Consider the following 232-nt stretch of genomic DNA (forward strand, 5'->3'; position numbering starts at 1 on the left):
GCATGTGACGACCGATGGCGGCGATGGCAGGCAGGAACCGCTCGCGGTTGAAACCATCGCGGTAGAGCTGCTCGGGTGGCTGGTTGGAGGTGGCGACGATCACCACGCCCTGATCGAACAATACCTGAAACAGGCGGCCGAGGATGATCGCATCCCCAATGTCGCTGACGAACAATTCATCGAAGCACAGCACGCGGATCTGCCGCGCCAGCTCCGCCGCCAGGGCCAACAG

At 62.9% G+C, this 232-nt stretch carries 1 protein-coding gene; it reads right to left on the reverse strand.

The window, feature by feature from the left end; translation table 11 throughout:
• Nucleotides 1–232 (reverse strand): AFG1/ZapE family ATPase (zapE, locus tag FQ664_RS27080; RefSeq protein ID WP_144176024.1); only part of this gene is annotated, 232 nt, incomplete at both ends.

This window comes from Pseudomonas persica (genome assembly GCF_900291015.1).
Lineage (GTDB): Bacteria > Pseudomonadota > Gammaproteobacteria > Pseudomonadales > Pseudomonadaceae > Aquipseudomonas.